Below are 16725 nucleotides of genomic sequence, written 5' to 3'. Positions count from 1 at the left end.
CGCAGACCTTGGGCCGGGCCTGAGTATGTCCAACCTCACACCCCCAGCCAAGCACCCCTGCCGGCGCGTTCCCACGTCGGCAGGGCCCTGGCTCAAGCCTGCCATGGACGCTGAGATGAAGGTCGGCGCCGCGACGGTTACCGTCAATTCCCATGAGCTCGCCACCTGGGATCGGATCGGACTGCCGGACGACCCTGGTCTGGGGGGACGGCTATCTCGGATACGACTTCGGCGAGCACCCGCTGGCGCCCGTCCGGCTGGACCTGACGATGTCACTGGCCCGCAGCCTGGGGGTGCTGGACCGGCTGACGGTGGTGGAACCGGCGCCGGCCGAGGAGTCCGAGCTGCTGACGGTGCACGGCGCGGACTACCTGGCGGCGGTGCGGGCCGCGGGTAGGGACCCGGGTTACCAGGGCTTCGGCCTGGGCAGCGCCGACAACCCGGTGTTTGCGGGGATGTTCGAGGCCGCCGCGCTGATCGCCGGCGGCTCCCGGCAGGCCGCGTTGGAGGTGTGGAGCGGCGCTGCCCAGCACGCGGTGAACATCGCCGGCGGCCTGCACCACGCCATGCGCGACTCGGCTGCCGGTTTCTGCGTGTTCAACGACGTGGTGCTGGCGATCCGGACGCTGCTGGCCGCCGGCGCCCGTCGGGTGGCTTACGTCGACATCGACGTCCATCACGGTGACGGCGTCGAGGCGGCCTTCTACGACGACCCCAGGGTGCTGACCATCTCGATGCACCAGGACCCCCGAACCCTGTACCCGGGAACCGGATCGGCCGGCGACGTCGGCGCCGGCGCGGGTGAGGGCAGCGCGATCAACCTGGCGCTGCCCCCGGGCACCTCCGACGACGGCTGGTTGCGGGCTTTTCAGGCGGTGGTCCCCGGCGCGGTGACAGCATTCGGCCCGGACGTCCTGGTGACCCAGTGCGGCTGTGACACCCATCATGAGGACCCGCTGGCCGACCTGGCCCTGACCGTCGACGGCCAGCGGGCCGCCTACGCGGCGCTGCACCGGCTCGCCCACCGGGTCGCCGGTGGCAAATGGCTGGCGATGGGCGGCGGGGGCTACGGGGTGCTGCGCTGCGTGCCGCGCACCTGGACCCATCTGCTGGCCGAGATGACCGGTCACCCGATCGACCCCGGCGTCCAGATCCCGCAGTCCTGGTCGCAGCGGTTGCGCCGCCGGGGCGTGACGGCCGCGCTGCCTGAGGTGATGGGTGAGGGCCGCGAGCCGCGACCGCAGCCGTGGGCGCCTGGCGGTGAATCCTGGCTGGACCGCTCGATCTGGGCCACCCGCAACGCCAGCTTCCCGCTGCTGGGCCTGGACCCGCAGGACCCCCGTGACTGAGCCGCAGGGCCCGGTGGCTGAGCCGCAGGGCCCGGTGGCTGACCCGCAGGGCTCGGTGACCGAGCCGGGCGGTTACCCGCCGAGCTGGGAAGCCGACGTGGTGGTGGCCGACGGCGGCACCTTGCACCTGCGGCCGCTGACCCCCGCCGACGCCGAAGCGCTGGTCGCCTTTCACGCCGGGCTGTCGATGCGCACCCGCTACCTGCGCTACTTCTCGGCCTATCCGACCATCCCGAAACGAGACCTGATCCGGTTCACCCATGTCGACCACGTCGACCGGGTGGCGCTGGCGGCCTGGCTGGGCCACGAGGTCGTCGCTGTCGGGCGTTTCGACCGGCTCCCGGGTGATGACCCGGCCACGCCGGGCCAGGCCGCTGAGGTCGCGTTCGTGGTCGCCGACGCCCATCAGGGGCGGGGGATCGGCTCGGTGCTGCTGGAGCATCTGGCCGAGACCGCCCGTGGGCTGGGCATCACCCGGTTCGAGGCGCTGGTGCTGGCCGAGAACGCCACCATGCTGCGGGTGTTCCTCGACGCCGGCTACCAGCCGTCGCGCCACCTCAACGGCAATGAGGTGACCCTCGAGTTCGACATCGCGCCCACCGAGTTGACCGAGAGGGTGGTCCGCGAGCGTGAGCTGCGCGCCGAGTCCAGCTCGATCCGCCGGTTGCTGTACCCGCGCTCGGTGGCGGTGATCGGCGCCAGCGCCGACCCGGCGAAGATCGGCCATCTGGTGGTGCAGAACCTGCAGCGCTCCGGCTTCACCGGCCCGATCTTCCCGATCAACCCACAAGCCCGCTCGGTCAGCGCGACCTTGGCCTACCCGAGCATCGCCGACGTTCCTGGCGAGGTGGACCTGGCAGTGGTGGCCGTTCCGGCCGCTGAGGTCGGGGAAGTTGTGGCGCAGTGCGGCGCCCGCGGGGTCCGCGCCGTGGTGGTGATGTCGGCCGGCTTCGACGAGTCCGGCACGGCCGAGGCTCGGGCCGAGGGTGCCAGGGCGCAGCGGAGACTGGTGTCGCAGGCGCGCGCCCACGGCATGCGGGTGGTCGGGCCGAACTGCCTGGGAGTGATCAACACCGATCCGATGGTGGCGCTGAACGCGTCGCTGGCGCCGGTGGCCCCGCTGGCCGGACGGGCCGGTTTCTTCTGCCAGTCCGGGGCCTTGTCAGTCGCGGTGCTCGGTGAGGCGGCCCGGCGCGGGCTGGGAGTCTCGAGCTTCGTCTCCGCCGGCAACCGGGCAGACGTGTCGGGCAATGACCTGCTGCAGTACTGGGAGGCCGACCCGGCGACCGAGATCGCCCTGCTTTACCTGGAGAGCTTCGGCAATCCCCGCAAGTTCGCCAGGATCGCTCGCCGATTCGCGCGGCACAAACCCATCGTGGCCGTGAAGAGCGGCCGCGGCTCGATGGTCGCCGGCCTGCAGCACACCTCGGTAGAGGTGCCCGAAGCCAGCGTCCAGGCGCTGTTCGAGGCCTCGGGGGTGATCCGCACCGAGAACCTGGCCGAGCTCTTCGACGTCGCCCTGCTGCTGATGACCCAACCGCTGCCCGAGGGAAACAGGATCGCCGTGGTGGGCCACTCGACCGCGCTGGGGGTGCTGGTGCTCGACGCACTGGCCACCGCCGGAATGGACTTGGCCAGGCTGGTCGACGTCGGCGTCGAGGCCAGCGCCGATGACTTCGGAGTCGCCTTGCGGGAAGCGCTTGCGGCGCCAGACGTCGACGCGGCGATCACCATCTTCGTCCCGCCGATGCATCGCGGCCAGGAGGACGCGGTCGCCGAGGAGTTGCGCAACGCCGTTGCCGGGCAGCGCAAACCGGTGCTGTCGACCTTCTTGGGCTTCGACGGCGTGCCAGCGGCGCTGGCCACTCCGGGCCCGCTGGCGCCGATGCGCGGCTCCATCCCGTCCTACTCCTCGCCTGAGCGCGCGGTGAGCGCCCTGGCGCACGTGACGCGCTATGCCAGGTGGCGTCGCCGCGATGCCGGCGAGGCGCCGGAACTGACCGGGGTGAACGCAGAAAAGGGTCGCGAGCTAGTCGCCGCTCTGATGGCCGGCGCGCCGGCTGGACGCTGGCTGACGCTGGCAGAGGCGCGCGGATTGCTTGCCAGTTATGGCATCGCGATGGTCGAGGCTGAGCCGGTCGACAGCGTCGCCGCGGCGGTGCGGGCGGCTGAGCGGCTGGGCTGGCCGGTGGCGCTGAAGCAGGCCGGCGCGGTGCGGCTGCACCTGGGCGGCCCCCGTGACCTCGACGAGGCCTGGCGTTCGCTCGGCTTTGCCGAGCACGCAGAGGTGATCGTGCAGCGGATGGCGCCTCGCGGCGTCGACACCGTGCTGCAGGTGCATGACGACAGGTCCTTCGGGTCGCTGATGTCCTTCGGGGTCGGTGGCCTGGCCACCGATCTGCTCAACGACCGCGCCTATGCCGTCGTCCCGTTGGCCCCGCTCGACGCCGCCGATCTGATCAGCGGGCCCAAGGCGTTTCCGCTGCTGACCGGCTACGGCGGCGGCGAGCCGGCTGACATCGCGGCCCTGGCCGAGGTCGCGCTGCGGCTGTCCCGGCTGGCCGATGACCTTCCTGAAGTGGTCGAGTGCGCGCTGGAGCCGGTGGTCGCGGCGGCTGCCGGAGCGCACGTGCTCAGCGCGCGCGTCCGGATCGCCCCGCCGATCACGCGCAATGACCTCGGCGCCCGGCGGTTGCGCGGCTGGTGAGTCAGGACCTGGGACCGCTGGCCGGGCCCAGCCGCAGCCACATTCGCTGGTGGGGTCCGAGGTCGGTGTCGAACAGCGTTTGGAACGCTGTCCAACCATTGCGAAGGTAGAAACCCGTCGCTGTCTCACGTGCCAGACACCACAGGACGGTGGCCCCGTCAGCGATGGCTATTCGACTCGCCTCGCGCACTATGGCAGTTCCCGCGCCGGCGCCGCGACGCTGTGGGTCGGTCGCCATTCCCCGCAGTCTCCAGGCGTGCTCATCGGGCAGCCAGGGGCACGGTTGGGGAAAGATCAGGCAGGCGCTGAGAAGCTCTTCTCCGTCATAGGCGCCCAGATGCACGACCCCCGGCTGGTCCTCTCCGGGCAACTCCGTGCCCTCCGGCAGGCCCGGACGCAGCACTGATCGGCGCAACTCACTGCTTTCGGCGGCCTGAATCCGGCGAGCCGACAAAGATGTCTTCACCAGGCCAGATTAGCGGCCGTCTCGCGAAAGCGCTTATTCCACAGGGCAAATCACGACTGCGGCGGGCCAGGCCGGCTGAGTCAGAAAAAGACTCGCGAGAACAAAACGAGCCAAGATTTCACATTGATGATCAATTGGTGCCACACTTTCCGCTGGAATCACAACACATTGGGAGGACGAGCTTGAACAAGACCCAATTCATCGACGCCGTCGCGGCTCGACTGAATGCAGACCACAAGTCCACCGCAGCCATCCTGGATGCGATCACCGACGAGGTGTACGCCAACGTCGTCAAGGGCGAGAAGGTGATCCTCACCGGTTTCGGCGCTTTCGAGAAGCGCGACCGGGCAGCCCGCATCGGGCGTAACCCGGCTACCGGTGCCAAGGTTCGGGTCAAGAAGACCTCAGTGCCGGCCTTCCGCCCAGGAACCGAATTCAAGGAGATCATCGCCGGTCGCCGCAAGCTCGCCAAGGCGCCGGCCAAGAAGGTCGCCGCCAAGGCTGCTCCGGCTGCCAAGTCCGCAGCCGCCAAGACCGGCGCTGCCAAGACGACTCCGGTGAAGCCGGCCAGGGCCACCAAGAGCTCGGCTGCTGCTCCGGCGAAGACGACCGCCGCCGCCAAGGCTCCGGCCAAGGCTGCCAAGGCTCCGGCCAAGACCACGACGGCCAAGAGCACGGCTGCCAAGAGCACGGCTGCCAAGGCTCCGGTCAAGACCACGACGGCCAAGAGCACGGCTGCCAAGACCACGGCTGCCAAGACCACGACGGCCAAGACCGCTCCGGCGAAGGCCAGCGCGGCCAAGAGCACCGCCAAGGCCGCTCCGGCAAAGGCCAGCGCGGCCAAGAGCACCGCCAAGGCCGCTCCGGCGAAGAAGACCACCGCCCGGAAGGCGCCGGCGAAGAGCGCTCGCTGAGACAGTGTGGTGGCTCGGCGACCCGCCGAGCCACCACGTGTCAGCCGGCTCGACGGCGTCCGTTGCGGGCTTTGAGATAGTCAGCCACTACGTACTCGCCAAGGGCGCCGGACTTGGGCAGGAACACCCGTCCGCCGTTGCGGCGGCCCACCTCCTGCATGAAGTCGACCAGTCGCGGCTCGTCATCGAGCATGAAGATGTTGATGGTGGCGCCGCGCCGGGTGCATCGCTGCACTTCGGCCACCGTCGCCGCGATCGTGTCACGCGAGGGGGGCCAGCAGAAGTCGGAGTAGCCGTCGGCGGCCAGGTGGGCGGTGGGCTCGCCGTCGGTGATCACCAGGATCACCGGTTCGGCGCCCCGGTGCTTGTCCAGGTGCCGGCGAGCCAACATCAGCGCGTGCTGCAGGTTGGTGCCGTACACCCGCTCCCAGTCGTGATTGACCAGGTCGCGGGGGGTCATGACGCGGGCGTAGTCAGAGAACCCGATGATCTCGATGGCGTCCTGCGGGTACTTCGTGCTGACCAGCGAGTGCAATGCCAGCGCGGTGGTCTTGGCCTCGCCCCAGGTGCCGCGCAGTTCCATGGAGTACGACATGTCGACCAGCAGCGCCACCGCGGCCGAGGAACGGCGCTCGGTCTCGACCACCTCGAAATCCTCGGCGCTCAACCGCACCCGGCCCGAGCCCGAGCGAAGGACGGCGTTCTGCACGGTGCGCGCCACGTCCAGCGGTTGCTCGTCACCGAAACGCCATTGCCGGCTGGCGCCGGTCACCTCACCGGCAGCCCCGGCGTCACGGACGTCGTGGTCACCGCGGCCACCTGACTCCAGAGCGGCGAACACCTTGCGCAGCGCGGTGCTGCCCAGCCTGCGCAAGGCCCGTGGGCTGAGCTCCAGACCGCGGCTGCCCTGTTCGAGATAGCCCTGCCGCTGCAGCTCACGCTCGATCCGGCGCAACTGGTCGAGGTCCTCGACCGCCTGCTGGCCCAGCGCCCGCTCCACGAGCTCCTCATCGATGTCGGCCAGGCTGGCGCCGGGGTAGTCCTGCCCGGCTAGTTCGGCCAGCTCGTCCAGATCGGCCAGCTCGGCCAGGGCCTGGGTGCCGTCGGAGTAGCCGAGCTGCTGCTCGCCCGACATCCGCTCCGAGCCGCCCCAGGGCAGGTCCGGACGCGCAGCCCGCAGCGACTGCTGAAGCCGGCTGAGCTGGTCGCCCAGACCCGCCTGGCCCAGTGCCTGGTCCATCAGCGAGCTGAGTTCGGCTTGCTGCTGCGCGGTGAGGGAGTTCATCAGCCGCTCGGCCGCCGCTGCCCGCCGGGCGAGGGAGTCGATGAGCTCGGCGAGGTCGGCCGGGTTGTCGGGAAAGAACTGGCCGTGCTTGGCCATGAACTCGGCGAAGTCGGCCTCGGTGTGCTCACCGCGGGCATCGGCGTCCAGGAGCTCGTTGAGGTCGGCCAGCATCTGCCGGATCTGCTCCATGGCGCGCGGATCGGGATTGGCCAGGGCATCGCGCAACCCGGCGAACTGAGCGTCGAGCACTTCTGAGCGCAGCAGGTCCGAGATCTGCTGGTAGGCAGCAGCGGCCTCCGGCGAGCGCCACTGGTAGTCGGCCAGCTCCCGGACGGCTCTGGAGGTGTCGGAGGGCAGCGCGTCCAGCTCGCTCTCGGCCAGTCGTGCCGAGTCGGCCGGGTCGGGGAAGAGCGCGGCGCGCTCGCTTTCCAGCGCCTGGTCCAGCAGCTGGCGCACCTTGTCCAGGGTGCCGTCCAACCGTCCGGAGTTCCGCAGCTTCCGGGCCTGGTTGCGGGCTCGCTGGCGCAGCGCGTCCAACCCGCTGCGGCCATCCACCCCCGAGCGCATCAGCCGGTTCAGCGCCGTCCGCGGAGACATCCCCGCCAGCACGTCCTCGCCGATCTCGTCCAGCGCCTGACGGATGTCATAGGGCGGTTCCAGCGGGTCGGCTCCGCCATGCCAGGCGCCGTAGCGGATGCTCATGCGGTTTTCTCGCTCATGAGGCTCTTCGCGCGAGCGCTCATCGCTGGCATTCGCTGCGCTCCTCGCTCCTGCGTCGCTCGATGCTCGCTCATGAGGCTTTCCGGCTCTTCGCGCGAGCGCTCATCGCTGGCATTCGCTGCGCTCCTCGCTCCTGCGTCGCTCGATGCTCGCTCATGCGCCATACACCGTTCGGTTGCCGGCCGACTCCTTGGCCAACCGCTTGTTCAGGTAAAGCCCTTCCAAGGCGAACTCGACCGCGGCGGCGGCGATTCCCACGGTCGCCGGGCCCTCGTGCACGCTGTCAGGCTCAAGCCGTTCGAGCAGCGCCGCCAGTCCCGGAATGGTGCCCAGCTGCTCCAGCAACTTGTCCGCCGAGACGGTGTCACCGGACTCCACCAGCAATCCGGAGTCGAATTTCTGTTGCAGCGGCCGAAGATCCAGGCCCGCCAGCCGGGCTCGACCGGTCTCTGCGATGGCTCGCCGCAGCAGGTGCTCCAGCACCTCGAACTCGCGTCCCTCGTCGGTGTCCTCGAACTCGACCTTGCCGCGGGCGGCCGGCACGATCGCCGGCAGGTCTGAGATCCGGGCGACCGCGACCGGCTCGCCGTTGATCGCGGCCCGCCGGACGGCTGAGGCGGCGACCGTCTCGACCGCGGCGATCGCGAATCGGGCGGAGACCCCCGAGCGCTGGTCGACCTGCGGGGCGTCGCGAACGTTACGGGCGAACCGGGCCACCACCTCGAGCAGATGCGAGGGAACCAGCGGGGCGCCGTGCGCGGTGCCGTCGGCGCCGCCTTGGTCGGCGTCCTCCCAGAGCACCGCGGCCTCCTGGGCGATCAGCCGCAGCTCGTCGTCGAGGTCGATGGGGTAGTGGGTGCGGACCTCGGCGCCGAAGCGATCCTTGAGCGGGGTGATGATGCGACCGCGGTTGGTGTAGTCCTCAGGGTTGGCGCTGGCGACCAGCAATAGGTCCAGCGGCAGCCGCAACTGGTAGCCGCGCACCTGGATGTCACGCTCCTCGAGCACGTTGAGCATGGCCACCTGGATCCGCTCAGCCAGGTCGGGCAGCTCGTTCACCGCGAAGATGCCGCGGTTGGTGCGGGGCACCAGGCCGTAGTGCACCGTCTCGGGATCGCCAAGGGAGCGGCCTTCGGCCACCTTGATGGGGTCGACGTCGCCGATCAGGTCGCCGACCGAGGTGTCCGGAGTCGCCAGCTTCTCGCCGTAGCGCTCGCTGCGGTGCTTCCAGGTGACCGGCAGCTCGTCGCCGAGCGCTTCCAGCAGCCGACGAGAGGCAGGGGTGATAGGGGCATAGGGGTGCTCGTTGAGCTCCGAGCCGACGATCACCGGCGTCCACTCGTCGAGCAGCCCGGTCAAGGTCCTGATCAACCTGGTCTTGCCCTGGCCGCGCTCGCCCAGCAGCACCAGGTCGTGGCCAGCCAGCAGCGCGCGCTCGACCTCGGGCACCACCGTGTCGTCGAAGCCGACGATCCCCGGCAGGCTGGGCAGCCCGGCTGCCAGCCGGGCGATGAGATTCTGCCGGATCTCGGCCTTCACGACGCGGTGCACGTGCCCGGAGGCGCGCAGCTGGCCCAGCGTGGTGTTCTGCGGTGCTGTAGTCACCGTTCGACGCTACGTCGCCAACCCGTGTTTCGGCTATGGCCGGCCTCAGCAGTCAGTCGAGTCCTCGCGCCAGGGCTCAGCCGCGGTACGGCTTGGCAGTGAGCAGGGTCACCGTCAGCGTCTTGCCGGTGGGGGTGGAGTAGGAGACCTCGTCGCCCTCCTTGGCGCCGGTCAACGCCTGACCCAGCGGCGAGGCTGAGGAGTACACGTCGAGGTCGGTGGTGCCGGCCTCCTCGCGGGAGCCGATCAGGAACGTCTCGACCTCGTCGTCGTCGTCGGCCTCGCCGAACCGGACGGTGACCACCATGCCGGGGCCGGCGGTGCCTTCGCTGGTGGGCGCCTCGCCGACCTTGGCCTCGCGCAGCAGCTTGGTCAGCTGCATGATGCGGCCCTCCTGCTTGCCCTGCTCCTCACGCGCCGCGTGGTAGCCGCCGTTCTCCTTCAGATCGCCCTCCTCCCGGCGGTCATTGATCTCCTGGGCCATCACCGGCCGGTTGGCGATCAGCTTCTGGAGTTCGGCCGACAGGCGGTCATAGGCCTCCTGGGTAAGCCAGCTGGTCGACGAGGTATCGGTGCTCACGGTGTGACTCCCCAATGCTGCGCCGGCCAGAGGTGGCGCCGGTCAGAGGTGCGGGCGGTTTGCCTGAAGTCCTAGAACGTAACACCGGCGGCTGAGGTTCCGCGAAACCGACCGCCGAGCGCGCCAGCGCCCTCACCCCCGGGCCGGTTCCGCTGTCGGCACGCCCCCCGCGGGTGGGCCTCAGCCGGTCCATCGGGAACAATGGCAGGGTGCCCGACACTTCTGTTCCTTCCTTGCCCGCGCCGTCAGCCACTGGGCCGACCCCGGCCGGCGACACGGCTCCCGAGGCCGCCGCGGCCGGTTCCGATGAGCAGCTGCGGCTGATGTGCGTGCACGCCCACCCGGACGACGAGTCGAGCAAGGGCGCGGCCACCATGGCCCGCTATGTCGACGAAGGCGTCGAGGTGCTGGTGGTCAGCTGCACCGGAGGCGAGCGCGGCGACGTGCTCAACCCCGCGCTCAAGGGCCGGCCCGAGATCGAGGACAACATCCACGAGGTCCGCCGTGCCGAGATGGCGCAAGCCCAGCGGGTGCTGGGTTTCCAGCATCACTGGCTGGGCTTCGTCGACTCCGGCCTGCCCGAGGGCGACCCGTTGCCGCCGCTTCCCGAGGGTTGCTTCGCCCTGGCGCCGTTGGAGGAGCCGACCCGGGCGTTGGTCGAGGTCATCCGCCGGTTCCGCCCGCACGTGCTGACCACCTACAACGAGAACGGCGGCTACCCCCACCCCGACCACATTCGCTGCCACGAGATCTCGGTGGCGGCCTTCGAGGCGGCTGGTGACCCTGAGGCCTTTCCCGACGCCGGGGAGCCCTGGCAACCGCTCAAGCTCTATTACGACGTGACATTCACCCGCGAGCGGGTGGAGGCCTTTCACACCGCCCTGGTCGAGCGCGGCCTGGAGTCGCCCTATGAGGAATGGCTGGCGAACTGGGAGGAGCGCGCGGCCAGCAGGCGCGCGGCGAAGGTGACGACCAGTGTGTACTGCGCCGACCACTTCGACCGCCGGGACGCCGCCTTGCTGGCGCACGCCACCCAGGTCGACCCGCAGGGCTGGTTCTTCAAGGTGCCCCTGGACGTCCAGCGCGAGGTCTTTCCGTGGGAGCAGTTCGAGCTCGCCCGCTCGCTGGTCGACACCGAGATCCCTGAGGACGACCTGTTCGCCGGCGTCCGCGAGAAGGCGCGGACCTCGTGAGCCAGCACGCCCCGGCGGTGCTGGCCGCCTCTGACACCGGCAAGGGCAGCCCCATCGGACTGTTCGTGGTGCTGGTGCTGGTCATCGCGGTGTACCTGCTGTACCGCTCGATGTCGGGTCATCTCCGCCGGCTACCGGAGCGGTTTCCCGGTTACGGCGCCGCGGGCACCGACGGCGCAGGCGCTGACGGTGTCAGCACCGCTGCCGCCGCCGGCGGCGTGGCCCCTGCTGACCCGGACGCCGATGACCCGGACACCGCTGCCCGGCTGGGCGGCGATCCGGTGCGGCTGGCCAAGCAGCCACCGGCCGGGCCTCCTGCCGGACCCCGCTCAGAGCCCCCAGCCGAGCGTTAACGGTCGGCGGTGCGGGGGCCCTTCGAGCAGAACTCGGGCGACAAACACCGCTGACAGCGGCAGAGTGGCCTGATGCCCGGTCCTCTGCGAGTCCGCTCGGCGCTGATTGCCGAGGCTGAGCTCTCCTGGCGGTTCTCGCGGTCCTCCGGCCCCGGCGGGCAGAGCGTGAACACCTCCGACACCCGAGCCGAGTTGATCTTCGACGTCGCCGGGTCGGCCTCGCTCGGCCCCGTGCTGCGCGAGCGAGCCCTGCAACGGCTGGCAGGGCGGCTGACCGACGGCGTCCTGACGGTCACGGCGTCGGAGCACCGTTCGCAGTTGAGAAACCGCGAGGCAGCCGAGCAGCGCCTGATCCAGATCCTCACCGAGGCGACCGCGCCGGCCCCGCCGTCGCGCCGGGCGACCCGCCCGACGCGGGGCTCGACCGAGCGCAGGCTGGAGTCCAAGCGGCGTCGCTCAGGCGTGAAGCGGCTGCGGCGCTCGCGTGGCGAGGAGGCCTAACAGCCCGCCGGCGCTGCTGACACCGAGCGTCCCGGTAGGGCTAGGCCGTGGTCCGTCCCGGTCACAGCCGATTGGTCGGCTGTGACTGCGCCTCGCGCATCCAGGCGGTGATCTCATCCGGCTGGCGGGGCAGGCTGCCGGACAGGTTCACCGGCGCCCCGTCGGTGACCAGGATGTCGTCCTCGATCCGGATTCCGATGCCGCGCCACTCCGCCGGCACCGACAGGTCGTTGGGCTGGAAGTACAGCCCGGGCTCGACGGTCAGGACGTAGCCGGAGCCCAGCGGGCCGCTGCGATAGGTCTCGTCCCGGGCTGCCGCGCAGTCGTGGACGTCGATGCCGAGCATGTGGCTCACCCCGTGCAGCGTGTAGCGGCGGTGCAGGCCCGCTCCCGGGGCTTCGACGTCGCTGGCGCACGCGACGTCAGCGGTCACCGGCAGCACGCCCCAGGAGTGCAGGTGATCGGCCAGCACCCACATCGCGGCCCGGTGGGCGGCGAGAAAGTCCGCTCCGGCCTTCACCTCGGCAATCGCGGCCTCCTGCGACTCGAGCACGGCGCCGTACAGCTGGCGCTGGGCGTCGGTCCAGACGCCGTTCACCGGCATGGTGCGCGTCACGTCGGCGGTGAACAGCGAGTCGACCTCGACGCCCATGTCGGCCAGCAGCAGCTGGCCCTCGGCCAGATCGCCGTCATTGCGCCACCAGTGCAGGGTGGTCGCGTGCTGGCCGGCGCCGACGATCGAGCCGTAGCCGACCTCGTTGCCCTCCAGCCGAGCCCGCCGCCAGAACGTCCCCTCAAGCCAGCGCTCGCCGCGGCGCCCGCCTCGGGCCAGCACGGCCGGAAGCTCGGCGGCGACGTCGGCGAAGCCGCGCGCGGTGGCGTCGCAGGCGGCCTGCAGCTGGCTGACCTCCCAGTCGTCCTTGACCAGCCTGAGCTCGTCGATCACCTCGGCCAGCCGGCCGGACTCCGCGGACGGCAGCAGCGCGTCGACGTCCGGGTCGACACCGCGCGGGGCCAGCGCCGGCCGGCCGCGATGGGCCTGCAGGTCGCGGCCGAGCTCTGACAGCGGCCGGGTCGAGACGCCCAGCACCGCCTCGGTGTCGGCGACCGTGGGAACGTTGCCGACCCAGATCGCGCCACGGACGCGGTTGGTGAAGTAGCCCGGCTGCCCGGGGCCCTCGTACTCGCGCACGTACAGCGCGGCGGTGTGGCCCGAGCCGGGGCCGGCGCCGGACGGAGCCAGCACCAGCACCGCGCCCTCGACCGTCTCACCGGTCAGCCAGGTGAAACCCGACCACGCGCGAAAGCTGTAGTCGGTGTCGTTGGAGCGGACCTTGGGCGCCCCGGCCGGGATGACCACCAGCTGGCCGCCGAAGGCAGCCGACAGCGCCGCCCGGTTGCGGGCGAAGGTGGCCGCGCCGGGCGAGGGGGCCCCGTTCCGGCTGGCCGGGTGCGGCATCGGCGGCGCCGGGTCCCAGTTCTCGGCCATCGCCTTGGCCAGGCCCGCCGGCAGCGGGATGTCGTGCGAGCTGGTGCCGTCGGTCGGTCCGGCAGCGGTCTCGGACGTGGGCTCGACGGCTGATTCGGCGGTGGCGGAGTTCGCCGCCGACGGCGTGGTCTCATCGTTCATGGCTGTGAGTCTAGGCCGGTGCGCCTCACCAGCCGGTGTGCTTCACCCCCCTGGTTTTTCCAGGTCGCGGCGATCACCGGCCGACGGTATGCGCGATGTGCGACTAGCGTATGGCCATGACTGCCGAACTGAATCCCACGACCATCCGGACCGCTCCCAAGGTGCTGCTGCACGATCATCTCGACGGCGGGCTGCGACCGCAGACCATCATCGACCTGGCGGCCGGGATCGGGTACCAGAAGTTGCCGAGCACCGACGCCGGTCAACTGGGCCAGTGGTTCATCGACTCGGCCAACTCGGGTTCGCTGGTGCGTTACCTGGAGACCTTCGACCACACCGTCGCGGTGATGCAGACCCGGGAGGGCCTGCACCGGGTGGCCAGCGAGTGCGCCCAGGACCTGGCCGAGGACGGCGTGGTCTACGCCGAGATCAGGTGGGCGCCGGAGCAGCACGTCGCCGAGGGCCTGAGCCTGGACGAGGTGATGGACGCGACCCTGGAGGGATTCGCCCACGGCGTGCAGGCCGCCTCGGAGAAGGGCCAGCAGATCCGGATCGGCTCGTTGGTGACCGCGATGCGCCACGCCGCCCGGTCCCGCGAGATCGCCGAGCTGGCAGTGGCCTACCGCGACCGGGGCGTGGTCGGCTTCGACATCGCCGGCGCCGAGGCGGGGTTTCCGCCCACCCGTCACCTGGACGCCTTCGAGTACCTGCGGCGAGAGAACTTCCACTTCACCATTCACGCCGGCGAGGCGTTCGGCCTGCCCTCGATCTGGGAGGCCATCCAGTGGTGCGGGGCGGACCGGCTCGGGCACGGCGTCCGGATCATCGACGACATCAAGGCGACCGGCCAGAGCCTGGAGCAGCAGGTCGCCTCGGTCGAGATGGGCCGGCTGGCGCAGTACGTCCGGGACAAGCGGATCCCGCTGGAGATGTGCCCGTCCTCGAACCTGCAGACCGGCGCGGCGTCCTCCATCGAGGAGCACCCCATCGGGCTGCTGCGACGGTTGCACTTCCGGGTCACGGTGAACACCGACAACCGGCTGATGAGCGGGACGTCGATGACGCGCGAGCTGGACCTGCTGGCCAACGCCTTCGGCTACACCTGGTCAGACCTGCAGTGGTTGACGGTCAACGCCATGAAGAGCGCCTTCATCCCGTTCGACGAGCGGCTGGCCATCATCAACGGCCAGATCAAGCCCGGCTACGCCGCCCTCAACCTGTAGATCACCTCATCGGCCGAGCGTCATGCTCGGCGCGCGCCATGGCGACGCGTGAGCATGACGCTCGGCCAGGCTCAGGCTCGGGGTCAGTCCAGCGGGTAGCTCAGCCGCGGCAGCGCCGCTTCCAGCTCGGCGGCGAAGGCCAGCAACCGCTCGTCCTCGCCGTGCCGGCCCAGCACGCTGACGCCGACCGGCAGCCCGTCCACCGCGCCGGCCGGCAGGCTGATCGACGGGGCGCCGGTCACCGCGCACAGCGAGGACGTCAGGATGCCGTGCTCCTCCTGGTCGCCGTAGGCGATCGGCCAGGCGGGGGAGTTGGTGGGCGCCAGCGCGAACTCGCAGTCGCCGAGCACGTCGGCCAGCCCCTGCGCGCAGGCAGCGTCGGCCGTCTGGCGGAACCGCTGGTACTCCTCGGACTCGACGCCGCCCGACAGCTCGGCGCAGAGTCCGAAAATCTCGTCGGAGAAGCGGGACAGCTCGTGCTCATCAGCCCGGTTGAAGGCGAGCAGCCCGGGCCAGTCGCGCGGATGCGGACCGGGCCGCCCGCGCAGATAGGCCGGCAACTCCACCGAGAACTCCGCCAGCAGCGCCTGGAACTCGGCGTCTTCGAACGGGCCCGACATCGCCGCCCGGGTCTGGGTCAGCTGGCAGCCCGCGTCGCTCAACCGCTCGGCCACCGCCTCGAACACTGCCGCGACGTCTGCGGTCATCGCGTCCGGGCGCCAGAGCGCCACCCGGCGTCCGCTCAGGCCGGGCTGGGCGCCGTCGTGCGACGACGAGACCTGCGCCCCGGCCCCCGACGAGACCTGCGCCCCGGCCCCCGGCGCGGCCAGCGCCCCGGCCGACAGCACCGCGAACAGCCCGGCGGCGTCGGCGACCGTTCGGGCCATCGTGCCGGCGGTGTCCTGGCGCGAGCTGATCGGCACGATGCCGGCGCCGGGCAGCCGGCCCAGCGTCGGCTTGAAGCCGACCACGCCGCACACCCCGGCGGGCGAGACGATCGAGCCGTCGGTCTCGGTGCCCACTGCCAGCGGCGCGAGCCCCGCCGCGACCGCCGCCGCTGAGCCCGAGGACGAGCCGGAGGTGTTGCGCCCGGGGGCGAAAGGGTTGCGGGTCTGGCCGCCGACCGCGCTCCAGCCGCTGGTCGAGGCGGTCGAGCGGAAGTTTGCCCACTCGGACAGGTTGGTCGAGCCGAGCACCACCAGGCCGCCGCGGCGCAACCGGGTGACCAGCGGGGCGTCGGCGGCCGGCGGTGAGTTCAGCAGCGCCCGCGAGCCGGCCGTGCCCGGCAGCCCGACGGCTTCGATGTTGTCCTTGATCAGGACCGGCACGCCGTCCAGCGGCCCGAGCGCAACGCCGTCGCGGCGCCGGGCGTCGCTGGCCCGGGCCGCCGAGCGGGCGCCGTCAGCGTCCAGGGCCAGGACCGCGCCCAGCCGGGGGTTCAGCCGCTCGATCCGGTCCAGGTAGAAGTCGGTGAGCTCCAGCGCCGTCAGCGCGCCCTGAGCAAGCAGCCGCTGGGCTTCGGCCGCGGTGTGCTCAGCGGGTCTCGTCATCGGCGTCGCCGTCGAGGGCGTCTTCTGCGACGGCGGTCACCGGGATGGCGCTGGAGCCTTCCCAACGCAGCCAGGACTCGATGCGGACCAGCGCGCGCTCCCAGCTCTTGGCGATCACGTCACCGAGCTGGGACCACTCGAGCGCGCCGTCCTTGCCGGAGTAGCCGGTCTCGCCTTCGACCAGCAACGCGTACTCGCGGGTGCCGCCCAGCAGCGAGCGCAGCATGCCGTCCTCGCAGCAGTCGGCGATCCGGGCCGCGACGTCGACGATGTCGGCCAGCTCTGAGACCGTCTCGGCACTCGGCTCGGCGGCAGCCAGCTCATAGACCCGGTCGAAGTCGTAGTGCGCCTCGGGCGTCGGCGACAGCGCGCTCTTGCCCTTGTCCGCGAACGCCCGCCAAGCCGGGTGGTCGGCCAGGTCGTGGTCGGGGTGATCGCCGAGCCAGGTGTTGAGCTCGTCCGCGGTGCCCAGCAGGACGATCTTGGAGCCGTCGCCGAGAAAGCCCTGCCACTCCTCACCGTCGGTGTCCTCCCACGGCGGGGCGAACAGGGTGAGCCCGGAGCGGCCGTTGGCGGCCAGCGAGACGGCGACGATCGGATCAGCGAAGGACGGCATGACAGGCAACTTAGCCGGTCACAGCCACGACCG

At 70.9% G+C, this 16725-nt stretch carries 14 protein-coding genes; 7 read left to right on the top strand and 7 right to left on the bottom strand.

Translation table 11 applies throughout. The features are described 5' to 3' along the window. The first annotated feature begins 152 nt into the window (after positions 1–152). Both VGB75_08660 and VGB75_08655 read left to right on the top strand, forming a co-directional pair. Positions 153–1349 (top strand): acetoin utilization protein AcuC, encoded by a 1197-nt coding sequence (locus tag VGB75_08660; protein ID HEY0167099.1) that lies wholly within the window; start codon positions 153–155, stop codon positions 1347–1349. Then, entirely contained in the window at positions 1342–4056 is a 2715-nt protein-coding gene (locus VGB75_08655; GenBank protein ID HEY0167098.1) for a GNAT family N-acetyltransferase, read from the top strand. Before VGB75_08660 ends, VGB75_08655 begins: the two co-directional genes overlap by 8 nt. 1 nt (position 4057) lies before the next feature. On the opposite strand, the gene VGB75_08650 is transcribed toward VGB75_08655, so the two are convergent. Then, the gene (locus VGB75_08650) at positions 4058–4522 is read right to left on the bottom strand and encodes a GNAT family N-acetyltransferase (GenBank protein ID HEY0167097.1); all 465 of its coding nucleotides are present in this window, start codon (positions 4520–4522) and stop codon (positions 4058–4060) included. A gap of 182 nt (positions 4523–4704) precedes the next feature. Between VGB75_08650 and VGB75_08645 the strand changes: the two genes are divergently transcribed. Then, complete coding sequence (locus VGB75_08645) at positions 4705–5436, top strand: HU family DNA-binding protein (GenBank protein HEY0167096.1); 732 nt, start codon at positions 4705–4707, stop codon at positions 5434–5436. Positions 5437–5476: 40 nt separating this feature from the next. On the opposite strand, the gene VGB75_08640 is transcribed toward VGB75_08645, so the two are convergent. The 3 genes from VGB75_08640 to greA all read right to left on the bottom strand — a co-directional run bounded on the left by VGB75_08640 (position 5477) and on the right by greA (position 9626). Further along, positions 5477–7423 carry a VWA domain-containing protein gene (locus tag VGB75_08640; protein ID HEY0167095.1) on the bottom strand — a complete coding sequence of 649 codons (1947 nt, stop codon included), beginning with the start codon at positions 7421–7423 and terminating at the stop codon, positions 5477–5479. Between the two features lie 171 nt (positions 7424–7594). After that, a complete protein-coding gene (locus tag VGB75_08635) occupies positions 7595–9046 on the bottom strand; it encodes a magnesium chelatase (protein HEY0167094.1) in 1452 nt (483 codons plus the stop codon). 76 nt (positions 9047–9122) lie between these two features. Next, positions 9123–9626, bottom strand: a complete 504-nt coding sequence (greA, locus tag VGB75_08630; GenBank protein HEY0167093.1) for a transcription elongation factor GreA — start codon at positions 9624–9626, stop codon at positions 9123–9125. Between the two features lie 209 nt (positions 9627–9835). Between greA and mca the strand changes: the two genes are divergently transcribed. From mca to arfB, 3 genes are all read left to right on the top strand, one after another. Then, on the top strand, positions 9836–10819 hold the full coding sequence (gene mca / locus VGB75_08625) for a mycothiol conjugate amidase Mca (protein ID HEY0167092.1): 984 nt from the start codon (positions 9836–9838) through the stop codon (positions 10817–10819). Then, positions 10816–11172 (top strand): hypothetical protein, encoded by a 357-nt coding sequence (locus VGB75_08620; GenBank protein ID HEY0167091.1) that lies wholly within the window; start codon positions 10816–10818, stop codon positions 11170–11172. The genes mca and VGB75_08620 overlap by 4 nt, the downstream gene beginning before the upstream one ends. A gap of 72 nt (positions 11173–11244) precedes the next feature. Beyond that, positions 11245–11673: an alternative ribosome rescue aminoacyl-tRNA hydrolase ArfB gene (gene arfB, locus VGB75_08615; protein ID HEY0167090.1), complete on the top strand. Its 429-nt coding sequence runs from the start codon at positions 11245–11247 to the stop codon at positions 11671–11673. 61 nt (positions 11674–11734) lie between these two features. Here the strand turns inward: arfB and VGB75_08610 are convergent, their stop codons facing one another. Continuing rightward, positions 11735–13303, bottom strand: coding sequence for an aminopeptidase P family protein (locus VGB75_08610; protein HEY0167089.1), 1569 nt, complete (start codon positions 13301–13303; stop codon positions 11735–11737). Positions 13304–13419: 116 nt separating this feature from the next. On the opposite strand from VGB75_08610, the gene VGB75_08605 reads away from it, so the two are divergent. Continuing rightward, positions 13420–14526 carry an adenosine deaminase gene (locus tag VGB75_08605; protein ID HEY0167088.1) on the top strand — a complete coding sequence of 369 codons (1107 nt, stop codon included), beginning with the start codon at positions 13420–13422 and terminating at the stop codon, positions 14524–14526. An 83-nt stretch (positions 14527–14609) separates the two neighbouring features. Here VGB75_08605 and VGB75_08600 read toward each other — a convergent pair whose 3' ends face one another. Beyond that, complete coding sequence (locus VGB75_08600) at positions 14610–16076, bottom strand: amidase family protein (protein ID HEY0167087.1); 1467 nt, start codon at positions 16074–16076, stop codon at positions 14610–14612. Next, on the bottom strand, positions 16060–16692 hold the full coding sequence (locus tag VGB75_08595) for a hypothetical protein (GenBank protein HEY0167086.1): 633 nt from the start codon (positions 16690–16692) through the stop codon (positions 16060–16062). The genes VGB75_08600 and VGB75_08595 overlap by 17 nt, the downstream gene beginning before the upstream one ends. Positions 16693–16725: the final 33 nt, after the last annotated feature.

The sequence above is a fragment of the Jatrophihabitans sp. genome (assembly GCA_036399055.1).
Lineage (GTDB): Bacteria > Actinomycetota > Actinomycetes > Mycobacteriales > Jatrophihabitantaceae > Jatrophihabitans_A.
This window is presented reverse-complemented; position numbering and strand designations above follow the sequence as displayed.

Excerpts from the sequence above, each read along its gene's own strand:
- VGB75_08640 (HEY0167095.1), bottom strand. The coding sequence starts at position 7,423 with ATGAGCATCCGCTACGGCGCCTGGCATGGCGGAGCCGACCCGCTGGAA.
- arfB (HEY0167090.1), top strand. The coding sequence starts at position 11,245 with ATGCCCGGTCCTCTGCGAGTCCGCTCGGCGCTGATTGCCGAGGCTGAG.
- VGB75_08600 (HEY0167087.1), bottom strand. The coding sequence starts at position 16,076 with ATGACGAGACCCGCTGAGCACACCGCGGCCGAAGCCCAGCGGCTGCTT.
- VGB75_08660 (HEY0167099.1), top strand. The coding sequence starts at position 153 with ATGAGCTCGCCACCTGGGATCGGATCGGACTGCCGGACGACCCTGGTC.
- VGB75_08595 (HEY0167086.1), bottom strand. The coding sequence starts at position 16,692 with ATGCCGTCCTTCGCTGATCCGATCGTCGCCGTCTCGCTGGCCGCCAAC.
- VGB75_08610 (HEY0167089.1), bottom strand. The coding sequence starts at position 13,303 with ATGAACGATGAGACCACGCCGTCGGCGGCGAACTCCGCCACCGCCGAA.
- VGB75_08605 (HEY0167088.1), top strand. The coding sequence starts at position 13,420 with ATGACTGCCGAACTGAATCCCACGACCATCCGGACCGCTCCCAAGGTG.